Annotated in this window: 6 protein-coding genes and 1 pseudogene; 5 read left to right on the top strand and 2 right to left on the bottom strand. The window is 76.5% G+C overall.

From position 1 onward, the window contains the following. Positions 1 to 316 (bottom strand): annotated as a pseudogene (locus PSR1_RS21520) (hypothetical protein); the annotation flags it as partial. 210 nt (positions 317 to 526) lie between these two features. Between PSR1_RS21520 and PSR1_RS21515 the strand changes: the two are divergent. The 4 genes from PSR1_RS21515 to PSR1_RS21500 all read left to right on the top strand — a co-directional run bounded on the left by PSR1_RS21515 (position 527) and on the right by PSR1_RS21500 (position 3,355). Continuing rightward, positions 527 to 1,039, top strand: a complete 513-nt coding sequence (locus tag PSR1_RS21515) for an OmpA family protein (protein WP_059439408.1) — start codon at positions 527 to 529, stop codon at positions 1,037 to 1,039. A gap of 87 nt (positions 1,040 to 1,126) precedes the next feature. After that, positions 1,127 to 1,549 (top strand): NfeD family protein, encoded by a 423-nt coding sequence (locus tag PSR1_RS21510; RefSeq protein WP_059439407.1) that lies wholly within the window; start codon positions 1,127 to 1,129, stop codon positions 1,547 to 1,549. 28 nt (positions 1,550 to 1,577) lie between these two features. After that, positions 1,578 to 2,588 (top strand): SPFH domain-containing protein, encoded by a 1,011-nt coding sequence (locus PSR1_RS21505; RefSeq protein WP_059439406.1) that lies wholly within the window; start codon positions 1,578 to 1,580, stop codon positions 2,586 to 2,588. Positions 2,589 to 2,695: 107 nt separating this feature from the next. Then, positions 2,696 to 3,355 carry a DUF4142 domain-containing protein gene (locus PSR1_RS21500; protein WP_059439405.1) on the top strand — a complete coding sequence of 220 codons (660 nt, stop codon included), beginning with the start codon at positions 2,696 to 2,698 and terminating at the stop codon, positions 3,353 to 3,355. Here the strand turns inward: PSR1_RS21500 and PSR1_RS21495 are convergent. Further along, on the bottom strand, positions 3,352 to 4,176 hold the full coding sequence (locus tag PSR1_RS21495; RefSeq protein WP_059439404.1) for a MerR family transcriptional regulator: 825 nt from the start codon (positions 4,174 to 4,176) through the stop codon (positions 3,352 to 3,354). The two genes, PSR1_RS21500 and PSR1_RS21495, sit on opposite strands and share 4 nt — an antisense overlap. A gap of 79 nt (positions 4,177 to 4,255) precedes the next feature. Between PSR1_RS21495 and PSR1_RS21490 the strand changes: the two genes are divergently transcribed. Continuing rightward, the coding region (locus PSR1_RS21490) for a DNA polymerase ligase N-terminal domain-containing protein (protein WP_272946374.1) at positions 4,256 to 5,360 on the top strand (1,105 nt) is incomplete at its 3' end.

The following is a 5,360-nucleotide window of genomic DNA, read 5'->3' as shown; positions in this document are numbered from 1 at the left end:
AGGTCCGGCGCCCGCGCGCCCGCGCGTCCGCCGTCTCCCGGCCGATGAGCTTGTTGAAGTTCGAGCGCTGCCCGCCGGCGGTGGTCTCCTCGTACGTGAACGCGAGGTTCGCCTCGTCGAACTTGCGGAACCAGTCGTCCCACGGGATCCGCTCCAGCTTGCCCTCGCCGCCGTAGCCCGGGAAGTCGATGCGGATGATGCCGGTCTCGTCGCCCCGCTCGGTGCCGCCGACCGACGCCGGCCAGCCCCCGCGCTCCTCCACCCACCTGCGGATCGTGTCGTGATCCGTCGTCGTGCTCGAAACCCGTCCCGCCATGCGCCACCTCCGTGACGCGTACATCCTGCGCACGGCGCCTGGCCGGCGGGAGCCCGCCCGGCCTCCGCGCGCGGGCGCGGCCGCGGCCGCGCTGCCGGGGTGCGCAGGTGGGTCCCGGGCCCACCGCGACGCCCCGGCGGCGCGCGCGACGGCGCTTGCGGCGCCCCCGTCCTGCGGAGAAGATCCGCGCCTCGCGCAAAGGAGATCCACATGACCCGCCTCGCCCTCGCCGCCGTGATCACCCTCGCCCTCGCCGCCCCGGCGGCCGCGCAGGTGCCCTGGGACGCCGCCAAGAAGGCGGCGGGCCAGGCCACCGTCGGGAAGCTCGAGAAGGAGATCAACCGCCGCCTGCTGGAGGAGGGGCGCAAGAACCAGTGCTCCTTCAAGACCGACACCGACCAGCTCGAGCCCGGCTGCGACCAGAAGATGAAGCGGCTCTCGAACGCGCTCGTGGACGCGAAGAAGCGCCTCAACGGCGCCGGCGTGAAGAACTTCAAGTTCGTGGTGTCCGGCCACACCGACACGTCCGGCTCGGCCGCGCACAACCAGGAGCTGTCCGCCCGCCGCGCCGCGGTGATCGAGAAGGAGCTGGTGGCGCGCGGCATCCCGCAGGGCGAGATCGAGTCGGTGGGCATGGGCTCGAAGAAGCCGCTGGTGAAGCCCGACGACACGCCGGCCAAGAAGGCGAAGAACCGGCGCTACGAGCTGCAGGTGAGGCTCTAGCGCTGGCGGACCGGAGGCGATCCCGGCCCGCGCCGCCGCGCGCCGGCGGCCCGCCTCTGCTAGCATCCGGGGCCGTCGGAGGGGCGCATGGACTGGTGGATGTGGGTGCTGGCCGGGATCGGCCTGCTGGTGGTGGAGCTGGTCACGCCGGGCGGCCTGTTCGCGCTGTTCTTCGGCGTGGGCGCGCTGGTGGTCGCGCCCGCCGCGGCGGCGGGCCTGGGCCGCGTCGGGCAGTGGCTGCTGTTCACCGCGGTGTCGCTGGTGCTGCTCGCGACCCTGCGCCGCCGCCTGCAGGATCGGCTGACGCGGCGCCCGGGCGGCGCGGTGGACTCGCTCGTCGGCGAGGAGGTGGTGCTGCTCGGGGACGTGCCCGCCGGCGGCGAGGGCGCCGCCGAGCTGCGCGGCGTGCCCTGGCGCGCGCGCGCGGTCGGCGGGGACACCCTGCGCGCCGGCCAGCGGTGCCGGGTGGAGCGGGTCGAGGGCGTGTTGCTGTGGGTCCGCGCCGCCTGACGGCGCGCACGAGGTCCGGGAGGACGGGATGGAAGCGATGAGCGCCGGCCTGATGATCGCGATCGTGATCGCGGCCTTCGCCGTGTTCGTGGTGGTGAAGACCGCGGTGGTGGTGCCGCAGCAGAACGCGTACGTGGTGGAGCGGCTGGGCCGGTTCCACACCGTGCTCGACGCGGGCTTCCACGTGCTGCTGCCGTTCGCGGACGTCATCCGCTACCGGCACACGCTGAAGGAGCAGGCGGTCGACATCCCCGAGCAGATCTGCATCACCAAGGACAACGTGCAGGTGGCGGTGGACGGCATCCTCTACCTGAAGGTGCTCGACGCCCAGCGCGCGTCCTACGGCATCGCCGACTACTACTACGCCATCAGCCAGCTGGCGCAGACCGCGCTCCGCTCCGAGATCGGCAAGATCGACCTCGACCGGACCTTCGAGGAGCGCTCCCACATCAACGGCATGGTGGTGACGGAGCTGGACAAGGCCAGCGGGCCCTGGGGCGTGAAGGTGCTGCGGTACGAGATCAAGAACATCACCCCGCCGCAGGACGTGCTCGCCGCCATGGAGAAGCAGATGCGCGCCGAGCGGGAGAAGCGCGCGGTGGTGCTCGCCTCGGAGGGCGAGCGCGACGCCGCCATCAACACCGCCGAGGGCAAGAAGCAGCAGGTCATCAAGGAGTCGGAGGCCTCGCGCCAGCAGCAGATCAACGAGGCCGAGGGGCAGGCGCAGGCGATCCTCGCCATCGCGGAGGCCACCGCCGCCGGGCTGCGCAAGGTGGGCGACGCCATCAGCGCGCCGGGCGGCGTGGAGGCCGTCCAGCTCCGGGTGGCCGAGCAGTACGTGGAGCAGTTCGGCCACCTCGCCAAGGTGAACAACACGGTCATCCTGCCGGCCACGCTCTCCGACGTCGGCTCCATGATCGCGGCCGCCATGAACGTGCTGAAGACCGCGCGCGCCGAGGAGCCGGTGCGCAACGCGGCGGTCGCGCCGCCGCGCGCCGGGCCCGCCATGCCGCCGCGCCCCCCGCTGCCGCGGCCCTGAGCGCACGTGACCCGAGCGCCCGCCCCGCCGCCGGCGGGGTGGGCGCCGCGACGGACCGTGCCGGGGCTCGCCGGCGTCGCCATCCTCTCGTGCGGGGAGGGACACGCATGATCACCGCACGAATCTCGAGGCTCGCGCTCGGCGCGGCGCTGGCGCTGGCCGGCGCCGCCGCCGGCGCGCAGACGCCGGGCGTTCCACGCCCGATCCCGCGGCAGCCGGGGGCCACGCCGCCGGCCGCGGCGGCGCCCGGGCAGCCGGCGGCGGGCCAGCCGGCGCTCACCGAGGACGCCCGCAACACGCTCGCCACCCTGCACCTGCGCAACGCGTTCGAGGTGGACGCCGGGCAGCTCGCGCAGCAGCAGGGCGCGTCGCAGGCGGTGAAGGACTTCGGCCGCACGCTGGAGCAGGACGCCCGCCGGGTGGACGGGGAGCTCGCGGCGCTGGTGCGCGAGCGCGGGCAGGACGTGACGACGCTGCCGCTGCCGGAGCACGAGCGCGCCGGGCACCAGCAGATGATGGACCGGCTGCGCGCCGCGCAGGGCGACGCGTTCGACCGCGAGCTGGTCCGCGCCGCCATCGACGTCGAGCAGCGCTACGTCCAGGACCTGAAGACGATGCGCAACCGGACGCCGGGCCAGGACCCGCGCCTGAAGAAGTGGCTGGACGACACCGAGAACGTCGCCGAGGCGCACCTCGCCGCGGCGCGCGCGCTGAAGCGCAGCCAGGACGGGCAGCGCGCGGCGCGCCGTCCGCCGGGCTCGCGCTAGCCGCGCCGGCTGGCCGCGTCGAGGTGCCGGCGGGCATCCTCGGCGCGGCCCAGCCGCGTGAGCAGCCGGGCGGCTGCGCGGTGCGCCTCGGGGAGCGCGGGATCGGACTCCAGGGCGCGGGCGCACGCGAGCAGGGCCTCGTCGAGCAGCCCCTGGGCCTCGAGCGCCGCGGAGAGCTCCACGCCGGCGGGCGCGCGCAGCGCCGGGTCCTCGAGCGCGCGGCGCAGGTGCAGCTCCGCCGCGCGCGCGTCGCCGCCGTCGCGCAGGAGCAGCCGCGCCAGGTGCAGGTGGGCGCCGGCGTGATCCGGCGCGACCCCGAGCGCCTGCCGGTAGGCGGTGCGCGCCTCGGCGGGCGCCACGTCGTGCAGATCGCGGCCCCAGTGGAACCAGGCCTCGCCGTCGAGCGGCCGGACTCCCCGGCCGCGCCGGGCCGCCGCGCGCACCAGCGGCGCCACCCGCCGGGCCAGCTCGCCGATCTCGAAGTCGAGCAGCACCTGCCCCGTCTCCGGGTGCCAGCGCGCACCGCCGTCGCGCACCACCACCCGCCCGCCCTCGGCGGCCACGTGGACCGACGCGAGCGAGCGGCCCTCCGGGAGCTGCGCCGCGAGCCGGCGCAGCGCGCGGCGAACCCGGGCCGGCCGGAGCCGCGCCTCTACCAGCCCGGCGGCCGCCCGCAGCAGCACGAGGTCCTGGAACGAGAAGCGCAGCTCGTTGCGCGGCCCGCGACGCGCCGCCACGAAGCCGGCGCGCGCGAAGCGCCGGACCTCCGCCGGCGGGAGGCCGAGCATGCGGGCGACCTCGCGGGTGCGGTAACCCCACATACGTCCGCCGAGGTTCGCACGCGCGGGCGGATCTGGGAAGCGCGGGCCGCGGGGGCGGGCGGGGGCTAGATCACCTGCGGTGCCCGACCGGCTGGAGCGATACCGCGCCATGCGCGACCCGGGCCGGACGCCGGAGCCGTTCGGCGGCCGTGAGCCCGGCGCGCGCGATCCCGGCCCGGCGCGGGCCTTCGTGGTCCAGAAGCACGCGGCGCGGCGGCTCCACTGGGACTTCCGGCTGGAGCTGGGCGGCACGCTGCGGAGCTGGGCCGTGCCGAAGGGCCCTTCCGCCGACCCGTCCGACCGCCGCATGGCCATCGAGGTCGAGGATCACCCGGTCGAGTACGCCGACTTCGAGGGGATCATTCCCGCGGGGAACTACGGCGCCGGGGCCGTCATCGTGTGGGATCGCGGCGCGTGGTGGCCGGTCGGCGACCCCGAGGACGGGCTGGCCCGCGGCAAGCTCGTCTTCCGGCTGCGCGGCCACAAGCTCCACGGTGAGTGGACGCTGGTCCGGACCCGCGCCGCGGAGGGCGGGAAGCGCGAGTGGCTGCTCCTGAAGCACCGCGGCGATCCGTTCGCCGGGCCGGGGCGGCCGTTCCCCGAGGCCTCGGTGCTCTCCGGCCGCACGGTGGAGGAGCTCGCGGCCGGGGCGAGCCGGGCCGAGGCGGCCGCGCGCGAGGCCGCGCGCCTGGGCGCCCCGGCGCGCCCGCTCCCGCGGCGAGGGGTCGCGCCGATGCTGCCGGGGGCGCGCCGCGCGCCGTTCGACCGCGCCGGCTGGCTCTTCGAGGTGGCGCAGGGCGGCCGGCGCGTGTCGGCGCGCCGCGAGGGCATGGGGGCGGTGCTGCGCACGCCGGCGGGCGAGGACCTCGCCGCGCGCTTCCCCGAGGTGGCGCTCGCCGTGGGGCTCCTGCCGGGAGATCCGGTGCTCGACGGGGAGCTGGTCGTGCTCGACGACGAGGGGCGGGCCTCGCCGGAGGGGCTCGAGGCGCGCGTCGGCGCGGACCCCTCCGCCGCCGCGGGCGCCGCGCTGCAGCGGCCCGGGACGCTGTTCGCGTTCGACCTGCTGGCCCTGGCCGGGCGCGACCTGCGCGGGCTGGCGCTCGCCGACCGCAAGCGGCTGCTCGCCGCGGTCGCGCCCGCGGTCGGCCCGGTCCGCTACGCCGGCCACGTCGAGCGCGAGGGGC

This window comes from Anaeromyxobacter sp. PSR-1, from assembly GCF_000964525.1.
Taxonomy (GTDB): Bacteria; Myxococcota; Myxococcia; order Myxococcales; family Anaeromyxobacteraceae; genus Anaeromyxobacter.
The sequence above is the reverse complement of the archived record's forward strand: the minus strand, read 5'-3'. Positions and strand labels throughout refer to the sequence as shown.